At 37.4% G+C, this 19679-nt stretch carries 16 protein-coding genes and 1 pseudogene; 7 read left to right on the forward strand and 10 right to left on the reverse strand.

The annotated features are described in order from the left end of the window. Positions 1-46 precede the first annotated feature (46 nt). A complete protein-coding gene (locus tag MKZ02_RS22145) occupies positions 47-1066 on the reverse strand; it encodes a 2,3-butanediol dehydrogenase (RefSeq protein ID WP_340856588.1) in 1020 nt (339 codons plus the stop codon). Between the two features lie 18 nt (positions 1067-1084). Further along, the gene (locus MKZ02_RS22150) at positions 1085-1690 is read right to left on the reverse strand and encodes a TetR/AcrR family transcriptional regulator (protein ID WP_120038333.1); all 606 of its coding nucleotides are present in this window, start codon (positions 1688-1690) and stop codon (positions 1085-1087) included. A gap of 38 nt (positions 1691-1728) precedes the next feature. Between MKZ02_RS22150 and MKZ02_RS22155 the strand changes: the two genes are divergently transcribed. Further along, positions 1729-1884 (forward strand): hypothetical protein, encoded by a 156-nt coding sequence (locus MKZ02_RS22155; protein WP_340856591.1) that lies wholly within the window; start codon positions 1729-1731, stop codon positions 1882-1884. Positions 1885-2351: 467 nt separating this feature from the next. Here MKZ02_RS22155 and MKZ02_RS22160 read toward each other — a convergent pair whose 3' ends face one another. Further along, positions 2352-3242: an AraC family transcriptional regulator gene (locus tag MKZ02_RS22160; RefSeq protein ID WP_340856593.1), complete on the reverse strand. Its 891-nt coding sequence runs from the start codon at positions 3240-3242 to the stop codon at positions 2352-2354. A 105-nt stretch (positions 3243-3347) separates the two neighbouring features. Between MKZ02_RS22160 and MKZ02_RS22165 the strand changes: the two genes are divergently transcribed. Beyond that, complete coding sequence (locus tag MKZ02_RS22165) at positions 3348-4301, forward strand: DMT family transporter (protein ID WP_340856594.1); 954 nt, start codon at positions 3348-3350, stop codon at positions 4299-4301. 372 nt (positions 4302-4673) lie between these two features. Beyond that, positions 4674-5765 (forward strand): ribosome small subunit-dependent GTPase A, encoded by a 1092-nt coding sequence (gene rsgA, locus MKZ02_RS22170; protein WP_340856595.1) that lies wholly within the window; start codon positions 4674-4676, stop codon positions 5763-5765. Positions 5766-6501: 736 nt separating this feature from the next. Here the strand turns inward: rsgA and MKZ02_RS22175 are convergent. Next, positions 6502-8208: a methyl-accepting chemotaxis protein gene (locus MKZ02_RS22175; RefSeq protein ID WP_182917186.1), complete on the reverse strand. Its 1707-nt coding sequence runs from the start codon at positions 8206-8208 to the stop codon at positions 6502-6504. Positions 8209-8727: 519 nt separating this feature from the next. Beyond that, positions 8728-9360: a TetR/AcrR family transcriptional regulator gene (locus tag MKZ02_RS22180; protein ID WP_340856597.1), complete on the reverse strand. Its 633-nt coding sequence runs from the start codon at positions 9358-9360 to the stop codon at positions 8728-8730. A 190-nt stretch (positions 9361-9550) separates the two neighbouring features. On the opposite strand from MKZ02_RS22180, the gene MKZ02_RS22185 reads away from it, so the two are divergent. Next, entirely contained in the window at positions 9551-10309 is a 759-nt protein-coding gene (locus MKZ02_RS22185) for an SDR family oxidoreductase (RefSeq protein WP_340856598.1), read from the forward strand. A 105-nt stretch (positions 10310-10414) separates the two neighbouring features. After that, a complete protein-coding gene (locus tag MKZ02_RS22190) occupies positions 10415-11674 on the forward strand; it encodes a cytochrome P450 family protein (protein WP_340856599.1) in 1260 nt (419 codons plus the stop codon). 421 nt (positions 11675-12095) lie between these two features. Here MKZ02_RS22190 and MKZ02_RS22195 read toward each other — a convergent pair whose 3' ends face one another. The 4 genes from MKZ02_RS22195 to MKZ02_RS22210 all read right to left on the reverse strand — a co-directional run bounded on the left by MKZ02_RS22195 (position 12096) and on the right by MKZ02_RS22210 (position 17390). After that, positions 12096-13298 (reverse strand): aminotransferase-like domain-containing protein, encoded by a 1203-nt coding sequence (locus tag MKZ02_RS22195; protein ID WP_340856600.1) that lies wholly within the window; start codon positions 13296-13298, stop codon positions 12096-12098. A 114-nt stretch (positions 13299-13412) separates the two neighbouring features. After that, positions 13413-14720 (reverse strand): MFS transporter, encoded by a 1308-nt coding sequence (locus tag MKZ02_RS22200; RefSeq protein WP_340856601.1) that lies wholly within the window; start codon positions 14718-14720, stop codon positions 13413-13415. A 118-nt stretch (positions 14721-14838) separates the two neighbouring features. Next, positions 14839-16227, reverse strand: coding sequence for an aminotransferase-like domain-containing protein (locus MKZ02_RS22205; RefSeq protein ID WP_340856602.1), 1389 nt, complete (start codon positions 16225-16227; stop codon positions 14839-14841). 452 nt (positions 16228-16679) lie between these two features. After that, positions 16680-17390 carry a MerR family DNA-binding transcriptional regulator gene (locus MKZ02_RS22210; protein ID WP_340856603.1) on the reverse strand — a complete coding sequence of 237 codons (711 nt, stop codon included), beginning with the start codon at positions 17388-17390 and terminating at the stop codon, positions 16680-16682. Positions 17391-17540: 150 nt separating this feature from the next. Here MKZ02_RS22210 and MKZ02_RS22215 point away from each other — a divergent pair, with 150 nt between their 5' ends. Both MKZ02_RS22215 and MKZ02_RS22220 read left to right on the forward strand, forming a co-directional pair. Continuing rightward, positions 17541-18419, forward strand: coding sequence for an alpha/beta fold hydrolase (locus MKZ02_RS22215; protein WP_340856604.1), 879 nt, complete (start codon positions 17541-17543; stop codon positions 18417-18419). 50 nt (positions 18420-18469) lie between these two features. Beyond that, positions 18470-19040 (forward strand): annotated as a pseudogene (locus MKZ02_RS22220) (transposase); the annotation flags it as partial. A 352-nt stretch (positions 19041-19392) separates the two neighbouring features. Here the strand turns inward: MKZ02_RS22220 and MKZ02_RS22225 are convergent. Beyond that, complete coding sequence (locus MKZ02_RS22225) at positions 19393-19635, reverse strand: hypothetical protein (RefSeq protein WP_340856605.1); 243 nt, start codon at positions 19633-19635, stop codon at positions 19393-19395. Positions 19636-19679: the final 44 nt, after the last annotated feature.

Here is a 19679-nt window from a genome sequence, read left to right on the forward strand (position 1 = left end):
TAGCTGATAACATAACAAAAGATAAGTTTAATCACTCGTTTGTAAACTAAAGGCTCATATTCACTAAAATTTTACACTGACTGCGGTCTTTCGTTAATGTTTCGAAGCCTTTTTCAACAATGTCATCTAATGCAATCTCACTTGTAATTACGGCATTCCCGTCAATTATGCCACTTGCAAGCAAACGAATGACTTCTGGGAATAAACGAATATATGCATATGATCCACTGATTTTCGCTTCCGTTCTAACGATCATATTAGGATCAAAATTGACCGGTTTTTCCCACACACTTACAACTTTGAATTCACCGCCTGGGCGTACAGACCCTACGCCACTTGTAAATGTTGCTTGAACGCCTGCAGCATCATAGGCAACGTTTACTCCCCCATTTGTTTTTTGACGAATAAACGCTACAGCATCTGTGTCAATTGGGTTAAGCACATATGTAGCTCCAAGTTCTAACGCCTTTTGACGACGTTCATCCGATACTTCCACTATAAAAATTTCACTTGCTCCTGCTGCTTTAACAGCTTGTAACAACAATAATCCTATTGGGCCAGCACCAAATATGGCTGCAGAATCCCCGAGCTTTAATTGACTTTGGCGGACAGCGTGAACCGCAACAGCTGTTGGCTCAACGAGTGCACCAAGCTCTAAACTCATATTTTCAGGTAAATGGAAAGTATTTTCTTGCTTCACCACTGCAAATTGGGCAAATCCACCTGAAACCGTATACCCATAGCCTTGACGTTCCGTACACAAATTTACAAATCCTCTTTGGCAATTATCACATTTTCCACAAGGAATAAGAGGTTCAACGGCTACCCGATCTCCCACTTTTGTCTTTGTTACTCCTTCTCCTACTTCTACAACTACACCCGAAAACTCATGACCTAGAACAGGCTGGGTACGCATTGGATAAGTACCAGCTAAATACTCATGCATATCACTTCCACAGATACCAGCGTATTCAACTTTTACCTTTACCATTCCCTCTTCAAGGGTGGGTAATTCTGCTTCTTCTACTCGAATATCTCTTGCTCCATATATTTTTGCCGCTTTCATCTTTCCTTACCTCTTTCCTTATTCTAAAGTTGCTTGTAGTCCATTCATGATAAAGCTTACAGCCAGATCTGCTACCTGTTCAGGAGACAATTCAGATTGAGTTCGGTTCAAAAATGCGTTGTTGAGAGAATACATTAATGTTCCCATTATAAAATTAACTGCTGCATCAACCGATGGAAAATCGATCGTTTTTTTATCCTGACACTCTTGTAAAATTAAGCGAAGCTGCTCCCAGGAAGGAAGAAATACATCTGTCAGCATCTCTAATCTCGGACTATTCATTACTAACTCTTGTTGCAATATACTAACTAATTCACTTTCTTCATTTCTAAAAATAACAAACTGTCTACAAAAACTCTTAAGTGCACCTAATGAATCAGATAAATCATATTTCATATTCTCAAACAGTTGTCTAATCGGTTCAAACATCTCAAAGAAAACGTTCTCTTTCCCTCCAAAATGATAAGAAACAAGAGCCAACGAAACATTCGCCTCATTACAAATCTGTCTAACAGTTGTCCCTTCATAGCCTTTTTTCGCAAATAGCAGTTTTGCTGCTCGAAGGATTTGATCTCTTACATCTTTATTTCTGTCATTACTTCTGCTCTGTTTTAATTGACTCATCCCCTTTCACACTTTTTAATAAAGGTGTTGAGTATTTTTTGAACAAATGTTTTGAACAATTGTTCAAAATCTATTATACTCTTGTTATTTTTTATGTCAAAAATAGCATTCACCAGTTATTTGCTCAAATTGAACATGTCCCCGTAATCAATCAACTTACATCGATTACAACCAAAGTAGTAGAAGCTGCATGAAATAGCTCAGTAATTAGACGTATATCATAAAGAAACCAAGTTAATCTTCTCGTGTAGAGATACCCGGGTTTTTAAAATTGTATAAGCAAATTATCTCTTAAAGTACCACTTGAATGATAATCAACATTCTTTTTGGGTGCTTCTACGGAAGTCCATTTGGAATAAGAAATCTCGTACTAAGCCCGATCTGTACAATAATCCAGTTCCACTCCTCTCGACTATAAGAAAATGTTTGTTAAATGATATGGCTTGTACATATTTAATAGATTTGCTTCTGTTGGGTACTACAAGCAGACGCGAATTTACAACGTTAAGGACATACAAATATAAAAAGCCTAATTCCTCAGGTGTTATAAGTGAGAAACTAGACTTTAGTCACTTCAGAAAAGCGCTTTTTGAAGTAAAATGAGCATCTGTTAGATGAGGGAGTTTAACAAGAAAAGCGAATCATCTCCAACATAATTTAGTTAATAATTGTCCGTTTTATATTTTTTGTAAGCTAATGGTGTCATGTTCATCGAATGTTTAAACTTCTCAATAAAATAACTTGTACTATTAAACCCTACTTGATAGGCAACTTCAGTAACATTAGATTCTGCTTGTTGCAATAGACTCAAGCTTTTTTGAATTCGATAATCTATAACGTAATTTAATGGGGTAGTTTTTAAAATTCGCTTGAAGTAGCGACAGCATTCCGATCGACTCAATTGGCCAGCCCTTGCAATATCCTCTAGCATGATTTTCTCAGCATAATGTAGATGTATCCAATTTAGCATTTGCTTCATTCGCTGGCTCTTTAACATTTCTGTCTGAAGGTATTCAGGTTGAAAGCCATTAAAGAGTAGATTTTTCCAAATTAATGCTAGTTGCATGGTTATATCGATTTCAAAGTACTGCGTTTTTCGCTCAATCAACTGTTTGATTTTTAAAATGGCATCTACTATGTTTTTCCCCCAAAGCTCAGTTGCATCTACAAAAACGTAAGGTAAATTAGTTGCTTGCATATAAGGAACTACATAACTCATGTAGAGTTCTTGTGGCAGGACGAAATGAGGGGAAACATTTAAACAGATATAGACACAGCCGGATTTTTTCTTTTCTTCTGCCATGTGCAGACAGCCACTATTTATAAATAGCCCGTCGCCTTCCCTTACTACTATTCTTTCTTCATTTATTTGAAAAATTGCTTCCCCTTTAACAATTAGAACAAATTGAATTTCCTCGTGCCAATGGAGGGGTATATAGCCATGTATATTTTGCTTAATCGTTGTTTCATAACATGCAATCGGTAACTCAACTGTACGATGTTCAGTTAGCTCTTTTAAACTTTGATTAACAATGAAATTTTTTATCTGCAAATAATCACCTCAATATATTTATATTTTTTGATTCTATTTAAGTATTATTAGAACGATTTTTCACTTATTATAACATTATTATTATATTTAAGATGGAGAATGATCATGAATAGACCTACTAGAAGAACAGGATTATTTCTCGTAATAACGGGAGCGATATTTTGGGGTGTTGGCGGTACAGTTGCACAGAAGCTCTTCCAACAATACGCAATCGATGTAAATTGGCTCGTAACGACACGATTGCTCATCGCTGGTTTTTTACTCTTAACAGTTCAATTTTTTGTAAAAGACCGTTCTGAAGTTTTTGGTGTCTGGAAAAATAGGAGGACAGCTGTTCAACTGATTATTTTTGGATTACTCGGCATGCTTGCGGTTCAATACACCTATATGGTGTCCATTAAATATGGGAATGCTGCTGTTGCGACACTATTACAATACTTAGCGCCTGTAATGATTATCATTTACTTAATTTTGCGCAAGCAAACTGTTCTCACGCGGCAAGATTTATTAACTGTTTCACTTGCTTTAGGAGGGTGCTTTTTCTTATTAACGAACGGTTCAATCTCCAGCCTGTCTGTGCCGACAATTGCCATCATTTGGGGCGTATTATCCGGACTATCGTTAGCATTTTACACCTTATACGCCGTTCCTCTCCTTGAGCAATATGATTCCCTTGTCATTGTGGGCTGGGCCATGACGATCGGTGGTTTTTCATTAAGTTTTATCCACCCACCTTGGCAAATGGACTTTACAGGCTTAACAGCAGAAGCCTATTTGTACTTAGTATTCGTTATCATATTCGGTACAATGATTGCATTCTGGTTTTATATCGAAAGTTTGCAAAGCCTTTCACCTGCCGAAACAAGCCTTTTAGGTAGTTTAGAACCACTAGCAGCTGTTCTCACAACGGTCTTTTGGCTAAAAGAACCTTTTGGTTTTTTTCAATGGGCTGGTACTGCCTGTATTCTTGGGATGATATTGTTACTGGCTTTGAATAAAAAATCTCCTTCCAAGACTAAGCAATCTCTAAAAAATAAAGAGCCTTTCAGAGTTAGCTAATTTCAGCAATTCTGAGGGGCTTTTTAATATAATCCTGCTTCGTAAAGTTTAGGATCATTCTTTTCAATCTCTTCTAAATTTCATCTATAAAGAGATGTAGCAATTTTCAAAAGTAAGCCACGGGTGCCTTTCCAGAAACAAGGATAATTGCTCTTTTTCCATTTTAGCCCTAAATTAAGAAAGCCTATGCTCATATAATTAATTAATAATGATTGAGCATTGTGATATAGTAAAGCTTATAAATAATGGAAAGGAGATGTTGCTTTTATGTTTAGCAACCAGAGCTTTGAGATTGTAGCAAATGGGGAGGTATGTGCAAAATAAATTATGCATAAAACCTCCCAAAAGTTATGATCTAAACTTTAGGAGGAAATGAAATTGAATAATACTGATATGAAAAATTTAGGACTTACTGAAGAATATATACAGGAGTCTAAACTATATAAAGATCTTTTTGTAGGTCGAGTTTCTTCGCAATCTAAAAATCTGTATAAGGTAATTACGGAAGATGGCGAGATTGCAGCTGAAATATCTGGGAAATTTCATTATAGTGTAAAAGAACTTTCTGAATACCCTGCTGTTGGAGATTTTGTAATGGTTGACAGAACGGATAATTCACAGGGAAACGGAATTATTCATCATACACTTACACGGAAAAGTGTTTTTGCACGTAAAGTGGCAGGTTCTAGGGAAGATATTCAAATTGTTGCCACAAATATTGATACAGTTTTTATATGTATGTCGTTGAATAATGATTTTAATCTTCGCAGACTCGAACGTTACCTCTCTATTGCTTGGGACAGTGGTGCCATACCGGTTATTGTACTTACAAAATCAGATTTATGTAAAGAAATAGAGGCAAGACTTAATGAAATATCTTCTATTGCCATAGGTGTAGATGTGCTTGTTACAACAAGTGCTTTTTATGAAGGATATCAGTCCTTAAAGAAATACCTTACCAATGGTAAGACCGTTGCGTTTATAGGATCATCTGGAGTTGGAAAATCGACCTTAATCAATTGCCTGCTTGGTCAAATTGTATTAGATACAAATGGGATAAGAACTGATGATAAGGGTAGACACACAACTACAAGACGCGAACTGATTATGCTGCCAAATTCAGGTGTTGTTATAGACACTCCAGGGATGAGAGAACTTGGGATTATTAGTGCGGATTTAATGAAATCCTTTTCTGATATTGATGAACTTGCTTATGATTGTAAATTTAATGACTGTACACATAAAAACGAGCCAAACTGTGCAGTGCAAAAAGCCATTAAAGATGGCGTCTTATCGATTGAAAGGCTAGAAAGTTATTGGAAACTAAAAAAAGAAACTAAGTATGAAGGTTTAAATTCTAAAATGATTGAAAAAGAAAAGATAAATGACATGTTTCATGGTATGGGTGGCATGAAAAACGCTAGGAAATTCATCAAAGAACAAAATAGAAAAAAAAGAAGATAAAGTCTGAGAAATGTTAGATATGAAGATCGGGGTAACGGCTCATCATTGAGCTGTTACCCTATTTTATCGGATAAAATAGGGTGTATAGTGAAATGAAACCTTGTTCATTTTTAATTCGAGTAATTTACTAGAAGCTTCATGATAAAAGATTTTATTCCATTCAACAAAAACAGCTAATGAAACTAGATCGATTGGGTCGGGATGGTGATGGGATCATACTAATCAACTTTAATCTTTTTTTGAATAAAAATTATAGCTAAAAAAAATCGACTTCCAAGGAGCAAAATTATATATAAAGTCGGTGTGATTTTTCGAAATTGATGTGCACAGAAACCCTTGTGTCATCAGCCTTAACCACACATTTGACTTTGCAGGTCGGGTAAGTGTAAAAGGCAAATTAACAGATGAGATTAAATAGAAAAAAGATGAATAAAAAATGAATATTCGTTCCGACAACTAGTTAAGAAAATAATAAGAAACCCAGCTAACCTTCTCATGTGAAGGCAGCTGGGTTTTAAAAGTGAAGGGGCAAAATAGAACGATTGAGAGTTTTGTGTAATAAAGTATAGCTAAGGTGAAAAGTCCTGGTTAACAAGATTTCTTATCAACCGTGATCTTAAAGCCATATTTAACGATGATATTGAAGCAGTTAAATACTTCAATCCATTTATACGTTATACCTTTAAAAGTGAATTAAATCTAAGAATTTTTAAAGGTTATTTTTTATTCAGCTACTTCACACTTTAAATTTCATAATCAATTGCTGGAGTTCTTCTGATATTTCTGCTAAAGTCGTAGACGCTTTAGAAATTTCCTCCATTGAAATTAACTGTTCTTTTGTTGCTGTTGACACGCTTTCATTACCTGCTGCTGACTCTTCGGCTACATCTTTGACTAGATTCATTGAATTAGCAACTTGTACTGTACCCGCAGACAATTCGTTAATCGCGCCAGCAACATCTTTAATTTGGGAAACGACTTCATGAATAGAGTTCTCAATCTTTTCAAACGACTCCCCGGCTTCCTGTACTACACCCAAGCCTGCTTCTACTTCTGTTGCGGCAGATTTCATGGATTGCAATGTTTGGCCTGTATTGTCTTGAATAACTTGTATTAAGTTGGTTATTTGCTCGGCCGATGCTGCTGATTGTTCGGCAAGCTTTCGCACTTCATCTGCAACTACAGCAAATCCTTTCCCTGCTTCCCCTGCTCTGGCTGCCTCGATGGCAGCATTTAAGGCAAGAAGATTCGTTTGACCGGCAATAGCTGTAATCACTTCATTAATTCTCCCAATTTCACTTGAGCTTTCACTCAGCCCTTTTATAGAAACGTCTAATCCCATCACATTTTCATTGATTGAATTCATCTGTTGGACAACCTTTTCAATCGATTGCTTTCCTTCAGAAGACATTTCAGAAGTTTGGGCAACCTTTTGTGACACTTGCTTAGCATTTACAGTGATTTTTTCCGCATGTTCCGCCATCTCATTAATAATTCGTGTGCTCTCTTCCACACTTCGCAGTTGGCGGTTTGAGCCTTTCGCCAGTTCTTCAATATTTGTAGATACACTTTCTCCTGCCTGGCTGTTTTGCTCAGCACTTGCACTCAACTCTTCAGAGGAAGCTGCAACCAATTCGGATGTCACACTTACGGTTTTAATAATTTGTTTTAATCCATTAATCATATTATTAAAAGATCGTACTAGCTGACCTATTTCATCTTTAGAACGATAATTCCCCTCGATTGTAAAATCGCCATCCTCCGCTTTGGACATTAAAGTTTGAATTTGTTTGATTGGATTTACAATGATTCGAGTAATTATCCATCCGATTAAGATTAAAACAGCAACCCCTAGTAATCCAACTGTAGCTGAAACGACTGTGGCTGTTTTCATCCTCTCATTATTTTTCTCTTTCACGTTATTGGCTAACTGTTCGTTGAAATTTTGCAAATCATTAATTGCTTGATTAATTTCCTGACGTTGAGTCAGATTTTTATAAAGTCCGTAGGCTTCCGCATCTTTACCCTGAGCAGCTAAATCGAGCACTTTCTGCCTCGATTTTTGAAGATCAGCTACACTTGTTTGAAAGGACTTCAATCCTTGTCTTTCCTCAGGATATAAATCCAATTTTTCATACTGCTGTATCCATTCATCGTTTTCATTTGCCGCCTTGCCAATATTCTCCATAAGTTCATCGTATTTAGCAGGATCTTTGGTCATAATTGCTTCCAGTGTAAAAGAATCGATAGCATGGTTATTTGCATTTACCTGCCCTAACCAATCAATTGGTTGCAAATAATCTGTATACATCTTTGTTGATCCCTCTGCCATATCTTTCATATTTTTATAGCCGACTATGCCGACTATGCTCGTAATTAGAGCTGAAATGACAATCAATAGCAACAGCTTTTTTGATATCTTTAAATTTCGCAGAAACCTCATCATCTTTCTCCTTTTAAAGCTTTTTATTACGTTATATCGGATACTTTATTAATAAAGTGAAGAAGAAATTTTATCTTTTCAATACTTTTGTAGCTCTCTTCAACTCAATACGGGGCTGTCAGGAAATTTAAGAAGCATGCATACTCGCTTTAATTAACTTTAATTCCCTTAGTTCTAATAAGCTATCTCTCTAATATTTTGGTGAAAATCATTACAAATCCTATTCTTCAACTAATGAGAAATAAAGTATTCATTCAGCGACCATAGATAGAGAAGCTCTTATAGGGTATTAATTAAGATAAATGTATTTGAATTTTGCACTGTTTGTTTTTAAAAAAAACATGCCTGATAACAAGCGCGCAAGCATGGCAGTATTTCATAACTATTATTCCCCCAGCTATTAGACGATTTATACTTATAACCCCTTGTTCTAGATTCATTGTATGTTCAGACGTATAAGTTATAAACAGCTTCTAACCTTTGGTGAAAGTAGCTCTACTAATTCTTCTCTTACTTTAATTATTCGGTTTCTTCCTTTAAATGTACTCCACTTAAGTTCCGATTAAAAACAGTTGTAGTCGGTTTTTTATTCAAGATGGCCAGTAACTGTTCAGCCATATAGCCAGAACTGTATTTAAATCCACTATTCACCCACTCAATAATCATGCCAAAAATAGCATGTGAATGATAACTAGCTGCAAGTTCACGATTTATAGTAGAAGTGGAGGCATCGTCACTAAGATCTTGCAACGTTAAAGTGGTAAGGATATCACATATTTTATAATGGAATCCTGATAAAACTTTTGAATTCACAATTAAGGTATAGAAATTGGAATGGTTATTTACATGTTCAAATACTTTGACGGCATTGGAAGAAAGTTTACCTACGTCAAAGGTGTTCTTATTTTTATAAGGGTCACGATACGAGGCAATCAAATCCGTAATAACGTCATCTATGATTTCATTTAATACATCTTCTTTATATTGATAATGCTTGTAAAAAGTCCCTCGATTTACATCGGCTAGCTGAACGATTTCTGTAATTGTGATCTTTTTGAAATCCTTTAGCTCCATTAATGACAGTAATGAGTCTTTTAGTGCTTTCTTCGATTTAATAATTCTTCTGTCAACTTTCACCTGTTTATTAGACATAAGCCACCTCGAATGCTCAAAAAATAAATTAATCATCATTAGCGAGCCATACTGTATATTAATCAACAAATACAGCTCTTATTGCGGATTGAAACGCTTACACAAAAGTAATTATACTATAAGTATGTTGATTAAATAATGAACATTTGTCCATTATTTAATCAACTAAAAAAGTAAAGGAGGAATGGAAATGAGACTTCAAGATCAAGTAGCTGTAGTAACGGGGGCCGCTTCGGGAATGGGAAAAGCGATTGCCATTCTATATGGAAAAGAAGGAGCAAAGGTAGTCGTTTCAGATATTAACCTAGAAGGAGCCAACTTAACCGCTGAAGAAATTAAATCTAATGGAGGCAATGCCGTAGCCGTATCAGCTAATGTCGCTAAAGAAGAGGACATTCAAAAACTTATTGATACGGCTGTGAGTACATATGGAACTTTAGACATTCTTGTTAATAATGCCGGTATTATGGATAATTTTGAGCCTGCTGGTGATATTGAAGATGAGAAGTGGGAAAGGATCTTTGCCATTAACACAACAAGTGTTATGCGCGCTACGCGTAAAGCTCTTCCTATCTTTTTAGAGAAAGAAAAAGGAGTGATTATTAACGTTGCCTCTGCAGGTGGAGTGCAAGGAGCACGCGCGGGTGCAGCTTATACTGCTTCCAAGCATGCCGTAGTTGGATTCACAAAAAATACAGGCTATATGTATGCACAAAAAGGCATTCGCTGTAACGCAATCGCACCAGGAGGAGTTGAAACAAATATCAGCCATTCCATGACAGGGGTCAACAATTTCGGTATGGAGCGCATCCAGCCTGGGCTGGGGATAAATCCTCGTGTTGGAAAACCAGGTGATATTGCGTCCGTAGCTTTGTTCCTGGCAAGCGATGACTCAAGTTTTGTAAATGGCACAGTCATAACGGCCGATGCTGGCTGGACTGCTTATTAGAGTAAGTAACTACTATTTGTACAGAATGATAAACGTAGATCACTATATCCCTAGCATCAAACAAAGCAAGACCTGAAAAGGGCAGTTGCAGAAAGGAAGAGGATCATGAATAGTTCAGATCAAATCCAGCCTGAGAAGGCCGTACTAGGTGTGTTGAGCGGTGAAATCGGAGAAAACCCCTTCCCTATATTCGCACAGTTGCGAGACATGGGATCGGTCATTCCCATTCCCTTTCCAATGGGTGATGCCGATAGTCAAGTATGGATGGTTACACGTATGGAAGAGGCTATGAAGGTCTTCAAGGATCATGCCCGCTTTACGGTTGACCGAAGAAATATTGTAGATAATAGCAACATTCAGCAATCCTTAACTGGGAGTGAGGAACAAACTGATTCATCTCTTTTTCTCGCCAATTCCTTGAATGCGATCGATGAGCCCGATCATCGGCGATTACGTATATTGGTATCTAAAGCTTTTACACCGAAATATATGGAAAGCTTGCGCCCTCGTGTACAACATATAGCAGATGAACTGCTCGACCAGGTTCAAGAAAAAGGGGAGATGGATTTAGTCAAGGACTATGCTTATCCATTACCAATCAATCTTATTTCAGACATGATAGGCGTGCCGAAAGAGGATCGGTCCAAGATCCATGAATGGTCTGAAGGCATCTCGAATGGCCTTGGCCTCGGAAGGCTTGAGCCAGAAGTTGCCGGAAACCTCCAAGCTTTCGGTGATTATATCAGACAGCTTGTGGCCGATAAACGCAAGTCCCCTAATGATGATTTAATTAACCAATTGATCGCCATTGAAGAGGAAGGGGATCGTCTCAACGAAGATGAGCTGATCTCGATGGTCCAGTTATTAATCTTTGCCGGCCATGAGACTACTTCGAACTTAATTTCCACAGGTGCTTTACTCTTATTAGATCACCCCAATCAGTTGGAGATGCTTAAAGCCGATCGCAGTCTGGTTCCTTCAGCTGTTGAAGAACTGCTGCGCTTTAATGGCCCCTCTACAATTACTGGACCGCGGTTCGCTCTCGAAGATACTGAGCTTGGAGGCCAACAGATCAAAAAAGGGGATGTACTGCTTCTTTTAGTGAAATCGGCCAATCGAGACGAGCTTCAGTTTACACAGCCGGAAGAATTAGATATCACGCGCAAAATTAAGCGTCATCTCGCCTTTGGCCACGGCATTCATATGTGTTTGGGCGCCCCTCTCGCCCGTGTTGAAGGAGACATTGCGTTTACCACCCTGCTTAGACGCATGCCAAATCTTCATCTAAGCATTCCCCGGGAGAAGGTGAGCTGGCAATTCAAGCTATCCTCACAAGGGTTAACTTCTCTTCCCGTCGCTTTTTAGGAGTATTAATATATTTTGATGCCAGAGGAGAGTGAGGATGGGGTCTCATTCTCTTCTCCTCCTGCCGAGTTTCTTGCTAGACTATAGATTTTTTCATATTCTTTCCTCTTTTCGACCATGTGCATACTATCTAAATGTACTTGCGAAAGAATGATTCCTTTTATATAGGTCTCTTTTAAAAGAGTTTTCCCTGTGTCACAAAATATCTTCTTATTATTCAGCTAAATTTAAATTTCCATCAACATCCCGCCTGTTTTTAGTACGATATTGTTAAACTAAAAAATTCAAGAGAGACTGCTGATTGTAGAATAAATACCCCCGTATATAACCATCAACTTAAGGAAAGGTATACAATATATAGAGTTGGGCACAAGACCTTGTTTCTTTGCTTATCTTTCCTAGTCAGACTGTTAACTCTGAATCATGAAAGAGTTGCTTCTCTTTCCAATTCACGATGTAATACCTCTCCCATACGCCTCATGCCTTCCATGATTTTCTCTATAGACATATTTGAGTAATTTAAACGCAATGTATTTTTTTGTGTACCATTTGGAAAAAATGGCACACCAGGTACACAAGCAACATTGTTTTTTAAACACTCGGTAAATATATGTGTTGAATCAATGCCCTCTGGAAGCTCAATCCAAATAAATAATCCACCTTCTGGTTTACTGTAAGACAAATTCTTTGGGAAAAATTCTTCAATACAAAATAACATCGCTGTGCATCTTTCTTTGTAAACCTCTCTGATTTTATTAATGTGCTCTTCAATATCATAAAGTTCCATATACTTCGCTGTAATTCTTTGTGCAAAACTATCAGTATGTAAGTCAGCTGTTTGCTTAAAAGCAATGTACTTATCAATGAAAGATTTGTCTGCACAAATCCATCCAAGTCGAAGACCGGGAGTAAAAATCTTAGAGAAAGTACTTAAATAAATGACCCTCCCCTCCGTGTCAAAATGTTTCACAGGCGGGATTTCCTCTCCAGCAAATCTTATAGCTCCATAAGGATTATCCTCTATAATCAGCACATCATATTGATTAGCAAGCTCAATCATTCTTTTTCGTCTTTCGAGTGTTAATGTACGTCCGGTAGGATTTTGAAAATCTGGAATAGTATAGATGAATTTTGTCTTAGGATGCTCTTGCAGCTTTTTCTCTAGCTCTTCCATAACCATGCCATTATCATCCATAGCTACTTCAACAAATTTGGCATTGTATGACTTGAATGCATTAATGGCTGCAAGGTAGGTTGGGCTTTCACAAATAATTGTATCTCCCTCATCGATAAATAATCTTCCGGTAAGATCAATAGCTTGCTGGGATCCTGGTGTAATAAGAACATTTTCAATAGTCGAGTTGATTCCAATCACTTTCATCCTTTGACAAATAGCTTCTCTTAAAGGAATATACCCTTCAGTCGTACTATATTGAAGAGAATCGGCACCTTCTTCATTCAATATGGCATTGCACACATCTTTAAGGGCTTCTATAGGAAACAACTCTGGAGCTGGCAGACCTCCCGCAAAAGAGATGACTTCTGGTCTTTCTGTCACTTTCAATATTTCACGTGTCTCAGAAGATTTTACTAAATGCGTTCTCTTAGCAAATTTATTTTCCATTTATAATCATCCCTTTATATTTTTTGTAATTGATTACGTTTAACAATTATTTTAAAAGTTTAATAGCTCCCTCTACCTCTACTTCAATAGCATTATGAATATTCAGTTATTTGATTAGACATTACTCTGTTTATTGATACGTGCCCAAATAATAACGGGAATAAGCAGTAATGAAAGCATAGCGCCACTAATTGAAAGAACTGCATAACTAGAATGGGCTACAACCATTCCAGATAAACCTCCTCCTAATGCTCCTAACAAAGCAATCCAAACATCTACAGAACCTTGTATCTTAGCCCGAGCAGCTGGTGGGGTTGCGTCTACAAGGATGGCTGTTCCACTAATTAAACCGAAATTCCAGCCAAGCCCAAGTAAAACAAGTGCAGTAATGAGTACTACCATCGAATCAGCAGGCCCCATAGCGGCTAAAAAGCCAGAAGCAAGCAGCGTAATGGCAGAAGCAATAGCCATAACAGCACGCCCCATCTTATCAACAAGAAAACCCGTTACTAATGAAGGCAAAAACATAGCACCTATATGAAATCCAATGACAATCCCTACTTCATTCAAACCATGACCATGGTGTCCCATATGTATGGGCGTCATCGTCATAACAGCCGTCATCACAAATTGAGTAAGAACCATGACTGCAGCCCCTGCAAAAATTCCTCGCCTGTTTATCGATAACAAATTAGAATTTTCCTCTGAAATTAAATGACTGGTTGTTCTCTGAGCATCTGATATTGCTTTTGCAACGATAAAGGGATCAGGACGAAGTAAAATGAAGAGAATCAAACCAGCCAGTGTATAAGCTGCGGCAGCTAATATAAATGGACCAGCTAAAGCAGGGATTCCTACAGACATTGCAAACTTGCCCATTACATCGACCAAGTTTGGACCTGCAACAGCACCGAATGTGGTGGAGACCATGGCCATACTAACAGCCTTTGCTCTTTGCCTTGAATTTGCCAAGTCAGTTCCCGCGTAGCGTGCTTGTAGATTTGTAGCTGATCCAGACCCATAGATAAGCAGTGAAATAAATAAAAGCAGAATGCTATTTGTTAATGCTGAAATGACTACTCCAATGGCACCAAGACCTCCAGCCAAAAATCCTGCCGCAAGTCCAGAACGGCGCCCATGCACTTGAGAAAGTCGGCCCACAAGCAATGCGGCCCCTGCTGATCCTAAAGTAAATAATGCCGTAGGAATTCCAGTTACACTATCTGTACCTAACATGTCTTGGGCTAGAAGTGCCCCTACTGTTACTCCTGCTGCAAGTCCTGCTCCTCCAAAAACTTGAGATAGAACAATAATGATTAATGTTCTCTTATATAGTTGTTGCTGTTTTTCTGGTGAACTAACGTAGCTTGGTAACCAATCTGATTGCCGATCTAACACTTTTACATTTTCTTTATGTAGCACAGTCTATCCTCCCTTTCTAAAAAATGAATTCTATTTCTTATCATCCTCCAACTAAATTTGAATCATCATAACACGCACAAAAATGCCATACAATATTATAATTGTATGGCAAACAATATTAGGTAAGATTGATTAGTAAACGTTGAAGGATCATCAATCCTTTCTCAAGCTCTTCGATCGTATTGGGCGCACAGATAGAGACCCTTACTGCTCTTTCTGGACAACTATTCCCAACTACAAAACGTTCGGCCGCATACACTTGTACTCCCTGCTGTACAGCTAACGTTTCAAATTCAGCACCGGTAATTTTACCTGGTAATAGCAGCCAACGAAAGATGCCTGTTTCAGCACCTAAACACATATAGTCACCCAAATATTGATGTACAACTTGGTTTCTGCGAATGGTTTGTTCCCGATGACTCTCAATTAAGCATTCAAATTGATTTGATACGATCGTACGTGCTGTCAGTTCTGCTAATAACGGAGACACAGTTATATTTAAGTTATAAAGTGCCTTTGAAATTGGCTCCTTAAATTGACTTGGCACTGCTACATAGGCTAGTCGTAACCCCGGTGCTAATGATTTAGATAAACTTGCAATATAAATAACTTGTTCTGGTGCAAATGATGCGACTGCTGGCAGTGGTTTTTTATTGAGAAGATGGTACGATCCATCTTCAATAATGAACTGATTATACTTTTTGGCAATGGCTGCAATCACTTTTCGGTTCTCAACCGACATAAAGGAAGCTGTCGGATTATGATAATCTGGAATCAAGTAAACGCCTTTAATATTTTCATTTTTACATGCATATTCAAAAGAAGTTGGGCTCATTTCGTAGTTATCTGATTTGATCGGCACTATTTGCACATTAAGCATTGCTGCCACAGTTTTTAAGCCAGGGTATGTATGCTGATCAACACCAATTCGATCTCCGGGCTTACAAAGACTCGCCAGTGTGGCAGCAATCGCATTTTGCCCGCCATTTGCAAATAAAATGTGATCAACAGTTGTTTCAAATCCACTTCTTCGGATTAGCTTTATAGCTGCATCCTTTTGCCATAGGCTTTCGCCTGCCCGACCATAACCAAACCATTTTTCATAATCTGTCTCTTGCAGCATACTTTTTAGTTGGAGTAACAGCGGCTCGTAAGAAGCATGATCTGGGAGGGTTGCTCCCATTTCAATTAAATGTTTCGGCTTTGTATCTTCAAGTAAATACGCATTCGATAACGCGTCATACGATACAAATGTGCCGCTTCCAACAGTTGCACTTAACAATCCCTTTAACTCACACACTTTAAACGCTTTTGAAATGGTACTCAAATTTAAATCTAAATAATCGGCCAGTTCTCGCTGTGGAGGCAGTTTTGTTCCTGGTAATAGAACTCCGTTTAAAATATCCTGCTCCAATTGCCCTGCGAGTGCTTGATAAATAGGCTTTTTAGTTTTATCAATCGATGGCTTCCAGCTCATCGGGTAGTTTTCAAAAGAGTTAATTGGCATGATACGCATCCTTTTTCAAACAATTATATGATTGCTCCCTTTATAAAACAATGATCATTGAACCTTTTTAAACTAGTCTTTGCTTACATACATAATCCACAATCCTATTAAAGAAAGCTTTATTGAAACTTATGTAGGTCGTAAAAACTTAGATTATACGCATAGTTGAATATTAAATTCCTATATGGCTCCCCTGCTACCTTATAAAAGAGAATTGTAGAACATAGATGTATATACACCGTCATGGTGTTAGGGGCTACCAAGCCTATCTTATGACATGATTAAATTGACATTTTCTGATCTTACAAATGTACAACTATTTGATTAGGCTTCTGGACAAAACACAAAAACAGCCCTTTTGATTGGGCTGTTTTCAAATCTGATTAAATACCGCGTTAGTGATCCATTGTTCCGGTAAAACTATACAAGATTTGCTTGAACTTATCTCTTTTTTAAGAATTTATTTCTTGATAAAAGTGTATATATTTCATCAGTTCTGTGATTCCTTTCAATTGAAGTAATAGTTGATTGTTCAGATTTTCCAATGCTAACTGAAAGGAATATTCAATTTTATCATAGTTTTGTGTGTCTAAATCGTTTAATAATTTTTTCATATTTTCTATATAATAAACGGTTTTTCTTAAACTGCTTATGATCAGTATTTTTCGAAGTTCAGGTATCGAAAACATTCTATAACCGTTTTCTTTATTTCTTTCTGAATGGACTAACCCTTCATTTTCCCAATGGCGGATAGCTGAAGTATTTACTCCCGCTATTTTTGCCGCCTCTCCAATACTCATACACTCATTTAATTCCACGTTTTTATATTGAATAAATTCAGCACTTTGAATCATGGTCAGGATTTCTTCCACTCGCTGTTTCTCCACTTGTATATGGAATTGCTGTTCATTCACTAGCCACAGGGCTTCTTCAAACCTTGAACTTTTAATCATTCTCATAACTTCGTAAACAATGGGTATGTCATATCCTTTTAACAAGGCTTTAATGGTAGTAAAAGCTTGGAAGTGAATCGATTTATAAAGACGGTGATTACTATTCGTTCTTGGTACAGCAGGAATGAGATCTTGTTCTTCATATCTTCTCAAAGTTGTTGTGCTAACATTTAAGGCGTTTGCAATTTGTTTAGGGGTATATGAATCCATTTATTGTCTCCTTTTTTAAAGTAAAACCTTCAAGTGCTACAATAATATATTTCAAATAAAATCCCAATATATATAGGGAGAAAGACGAAAAACCGAAATATTGCATGAATGTTATACGATAATAGTATAAACATTTTAGGAGTGATAAATATGGAGAATAACATAAAACTTATGGATGAATCAGAATTAAAAGTTGGTTTAGTTGGGAATCCCGACTCTCCAGCCATCATGCTTCCAATTGCTAAAGAATCTGTATATGGACAAGCAGCTGAAAACCTAAAGTTGTGGGGAGTAGACCCCGAATTAGGGAAACATTTTATTGAGGGCCTCGCGGACAAGTTTCAGATTCTATATTTCGACTACGAAGGACACCGTTTGCAACATCCGACCCCTGAGAATCTCACACCTGAAAATATAGTAAAAGATTTGCTAACAATTGCTGATGAAATGAACGTTAAGAAATTTAGCTACTATGGATATTCTTGGTTAGCTTTAGTTGGATTACAATTAGCCATTCGGACAGATAGATTAGAAAGTTTAATCATGGGTGGTTTTCCGCCAATAGATGGTCCGTATAAAGAAATGATGGTGGTAACAAATAAAACATACGAACAAGCTTTGTATAATCAAAACTCTCCTGTTAGTAACGAACAGAATCATGTTAATCCAGAAAATGTTGAGTGGGATAACATACAGGTAAAAATCGACACGAATCAAATTAAACAATTTGTTACAATGTACAAAAATTTGATGGAGTTTGATGATCGAGAGATTCAGTATAAATTAGTTATTCCAAGATTGGCGTTTGCTGGGGAAAAAGACACTATTGTTTATGGAGAAAACTTTGGCAGTGTAACAGTAGATATTATCGGTATACTTCAAAAAAATAAACAAGAGTTAGAGCATCTTGGATGGGATGTAGAAATCATAGAAGGAAATGATATGGATCACACCAAAGCTATGCAGCCTGTAACGGTACTGTCATTGATAAAGCACTGGTTGATTACAAATTTGAATATAACTCGTTAAATATAGTAATCCCCTACCCTAATCTCACAGAGTCGAACAGGATGAACAACTTGACAGACCTATTATTCCTCCCAGACCTTAGAGCAATAAAATCGCCACAAGAAAATGAAACTGACATGATTCAAGAAAGCAACTAATTATGGACTTACCCATTCGTTTAAAACGAGTGGGTTCACAATTAAATCGAAGAAGGTATAAGTGTCGTAAATGTGATTCTACTATGGAAGTAGCTGAAAACATTGGTGTAAACGAAAAGGCCGTTAGAAATGTCTTTAAGAATCGTGTGGCATTCAAAGAACGCGAATACCAGTTTGAGACTCGTAAATGGCTAGGGATTGATGAAATACACATGATCCGTAAGCCCCGTCTTGCACTGACTAATGTTGAGCATAAAACTATCTTTGATATTAAGCTATAACCGTAATAAAGAAACAGTTATCCAGCGCCTAACTGAAATAGATGATAGATATGGCATTGAATATGCCACAATCGATATGTGGAAGTCTTACAAAAATGCAGTTAATACGGTATCGCCTCATGCTAAAGTTGTTGTAGATAAGCTTCATGTAGCCCGAATGGCTAACCAAGCCCCTAGATAGCTTTAGAAAGGCTATGAAATCGAAGCCTTTCGTGCAGTTTGCCTATCTAGGCAGCTGCGTTTGATGTTTAATTCCCTCTGCTAATAGCAAGAGCGATTTTCCCGTCTGCTACGTGGTATGAACGAAGTCTCATCGCTACTCCATCGACCATTTCAATAACATAGGCATCCAGAGGGTGTATTTTACGCCTGACAGCTTCTACACAGGCAAAGAAAGAGTAAATCCAACTATGAACTAGTTGTTCAATAAAAAACTTTTCTTTAGAAAATCAATTTGATCGGCGATAATTCCCTCACGCACTCCCGATTCATAAAAAGCGAAGTGAGAAACCGGATACTGTTTCACCATTACTTTAGACAAGTTTCTGATGAGTTCTATCGTCTGTGGCCCTTGTGTTTCCTTATCATACTCACCATAACAATTCCCTTTATTTTATTCGCAACATTGCTTGGCTTATATTTCATCATTTCTATGAGCGCTCTTGGAGCAATCTCATTACGCCATGTTTTTGACTGCACACCTGCTATTGCTTTTATCGCTTCATCACCCACCATAACGGCCAATTCTCCAGTCTTGCCAATTGCAGGTATATATAGGAGTGTCCTGTGTACCCCCAAATCCTGCGCCCATAATGATACATGGTCTTGCTAAATCAGACTTT

Origin of the sequence: Pseudobacillus sp. FSL P4-0506 (assembly GCF_038003025.1) — a bacterium.
GTDB lineage: Bacteria > Bacillota > Bacilli > Bacillales > Domibacillaceae > Pseudobacillus.